The 2900-nt window shown below is 71.8% G+C and carries 3 protein-coding genes and 1 other RNA gene; all 4 read left to right on the top strand.

The features are described from left to right. Positions 1-808 (top strand): histidine phosphatase family protein (locus tag SACSA_RS0100330; RefSeq protein ID WP_048876280.1); only part of this gene is annotated, 808 nt, incomplete at its 5' end. A gap of 62 nt (positions 809-870) precedes the next feature. Then, positions 871-1273: RNase P RNA component class A (rnpB, locus tag SACSA_RS24095), an RNA gene on the top strand. Between the two features lie 243 nt (positions 1274-1516). After that, a complete protein-coding gene (locus SACSA_RS0100335; RefSeq protein WP_019812578.1) occupies positions 1517-1852 on the top strand; it encodes a tRNA-binding protein in 336 nt (111 codons plus the stop codon). A 95-nt stretch (positions 1853-1947) separates the two neighbouring features. Further along, positions 1948-2811, top strand: coding sequence for an SCO6745 family protein (locus SACSA_RS0100340; protein WP_019812580.1), 864 nt, complete (start codon positions 1948-1950; stop codon positions 2809-2811). The last annotated feature ends 89 nt before the right edge of the window (positions 2812-2900 follow it).

The raw sequence follows: 2900 nt of genomic DNA on the forward strand, positions 1-2900 counted from the left end.
GGAACGGGCGGCCGGGACGGGACCGCGGGAGCGGACGGGGCCCTCGGAGGCCGGACCGCGTGAAGCCCCGTCGCCGGATACCCCGATGGTGGCCGAGAGGCCGCACCGGTCGGTGTCGCCCCCGGCGTCGACCGCGTCCGGTGGTGCCTCCGCACACCAGCCGCCGCGGTGGACCGGTGCGACCGGAATCCCCACTCGGTTGCTGTTGCTGCGGCACGGGCAGACGGAGCTGTCGGTGGACCGCCGCTACTCCGGGCGGGGCGACGTGGCTCTCACCGATCTCGGCGTGCGGCAGGCTGAGGCGGCGGCGAAGCGGATCGCGGCACTCGACGGTCTCGACGAGGCGGTGCCGATCGTGGCATCTCCGCTGACCCGCGCGGCCCGGACGGCGCGGGCCGTGGCCGACGCGCTGGGCGGGGAGGTGGTCACCCACCGGGAGCTTCGCGAGACCGACTTCGGCGAGTGGGAGGGACTGACCTTTACCGAAGCGTCCCAGCGGTATCCCGAGCTGCACGGCGACTGGCTCGGCGACACCTCGGTGCGCCCGCCCGGAGGGGAGAGCTTCGACGAGGTGCACCGGCGCGTCCGGACCGCGCTCGACGACGTGCTCGACCGCTACGCCGGCCGCACCGTGGTCGTGGTCAGCCACGTCACGCCGATCAAGTCGGTGCTGCGGACGGCGCTGGACGCGGGACCGTCGCTGCTGTTCCGCCTGCATCTGGATCTGGCGTCGCTGTCGATCGCGGAGTTCTACCCGGACGACAACACCTCGGTGCGCCTGGTCAACGACACCAGCCACCTGAGCTGACCCGCCCCGCGCCGCACCGTCCGTCAGGTGTGTGCGGCCGGGTGGGTATCCTGGGTCACGGACGAGTTGGCAGGGCGGCCGCGTCCGGGGACGCGTTCTCCGGTCGAGGAAAGTCCGGACTCCGTAGGGCAGGGTGGTTGCTAACAGCAACCCGGGGTGACCCGCGGGATCAGTGCCACAGAAAACAGACCGCCTGGTCCGTGGCGACCAGGTAAGGGTGAAACGGTGGTGTAAGAGACCACCAGCGTCCCGGGTGACCGGGACGGCTCGGTAAACCCCACCCGGAGCAAGGCCAAGAGGGAGCGGCACAGGCTCCTGCGCAGGCGTTCGAGGGCGGCCCGTCCGATGCCTGCGGGTAGGCCGCTTGAGCCTGTCGGCGACGGCAGGCCGAGATGGATGGTCGCCGCGTGTCCCGCCGTACGCGGCGGACACGGACAGAATCCGGCTTACATGCCAACTCGTCCACCCTGTGCTCCCCGGGCGGGCCCGTCCGCGCTAGCGCACCGACACACACCGGACGCGATCGATGCCGTGACCCGGTCGCGGAATCTCGCGGTGCACACCGTGGCTCCGGTCGGTACCACGGAGGCTCTGAGGTTTCTCGCTCTCGCCGATCTCGTACTCTCTGGCCCGGCGCCCGCTCGACGGAGGCGGGTGAGGCGTCCGTGTACGCCGTGTGCGGATGACAGGTGAGAGGTGAGGCAGCCGGTGGCGATCGAGTGGGCCGACTTCGAGAAGGTCGAGCTGCGTGTGGGCACGGTCGTGACAGCGGAGCCGAACGAGAAGGCCCGCAAGCCCGCGTACGTGCTGACGGTCGACCTGGGGGACGAGCTCGGTGTCAAGACCTCCAGCGCGCAGATCACCGAGCACTATCGGGCCGCGGACCTCATCGGCCGCCAGGTCTTGTGCGTGTGCAACTTCGAGCCGAAGCGGGTCGCGGGGGTGAAGTCCGAGGTGCTGGTGACGGGCGCGCACGACGGGGACGGCAACGTGGTGCTGGCCGGGTTCGACCGCGCCGTGCCCAACGGGACGCGGCTGCTCTGACCGGCTGCTCCGGGTGACACCGGCGGGGCAGCGCCACCTCCGCGTCGTTGCGGGCTTCTTCCCCTGACCCGTCCACGCGGCATAGAGTTCCGATCATGGATCGCGCCGACGCTCATGCCCTGGCACTGCGGTGCCACCAGGTCCTGGAACCGCTGCACGCGATGGTGTACTTCGCGCCCGAGGTCGAACAAGGGTTCGTGGACGCGGGCCTGGCGCAGGGGCGCATGTGCTATTTCGCCGGGCGGGCGGCACCGATGGGTCCGGTGGGTCCCGGCGTGGTCACCTCGACCTTCTACAACTTCAACCCCGAGCTCGTCGCGCGGCACGTCCCGCGCGCGTGGGGGCTGGTCGAGCCGGACGAGGTGCTCAAGATTCGCTTCGCCAAGGCGGGAGAGGCCCTGCGCAGGCTGCTCGGCGGGGCGGCGGACTCGGCGGAGCTGGCCGAGCTGGCGACCCTGGTGCGGGAGGCCGCCGACGGATGCTCCCCGGAAGGCCGTCCCCTCTACGCCGCGCACGCCGATCTCGAATGGCCGGGCGACCCGGTCACGAGCCTGTGGCACGGCATCACGCTCCTGCGCGAATTCCGCGGCGACGGGCACATCGCGGTGCTGGTCTCCGAAGGGCTGTCCGGCTTGCACGCGCTGGTGACGCACACCGCCACCGGCCAGAGCTTCCGTACCGAGGTCACGAAGTCACTGCGCGGCTGGTCGGACGAGCAGTGGTCGGCCGCCGAAGACGAACTGCGTGCTCAGGGCCTGCTCGACGACGCGGGTGGGCTCACCGACGCGGGCAGGGCCCAGCGCGACCGGATCGAGGAGCGGACCACCGCGGTCGCCACCGGCCCGTACCAGCGGATCGGACCGGACAAGGCCGCCCGTATCGCGGAACTCGGACGCGGCTTCGCCCGCACGGCGCTCAAGGCGGGGGCCATTCCCCGTGACCTGTTCGCCGACGGCTGACACGCCACCACGGCGGCCCTCCGGTGCCACGCGGCGTCCCGGGCCGTCCCGCCACCGCGCCACGGGTGGGCACCACGTCGCCGGGCCGC

It is taken from the genome of Saccharomonospora saliphila YIM 90502, from assembly GCF_000383795.1.
Lineage (GTDB): Bacteria > Actinomycetota > Actinomycetes > Mycobacteriales > Pseudonocardiaceae > Saccharomonospora > Saccharomonospora saliphila.

Bases quoted from the DNA above. Each gene is read 5' to 3' on its own strand.
- SACSA_RS0100340 (WP_019812580.1), top strand. From the start codon at position 1,948: ATGGATCGCGCCGACGCTCATGCCCTGGCACTGCGGTGCCACCAGGTC.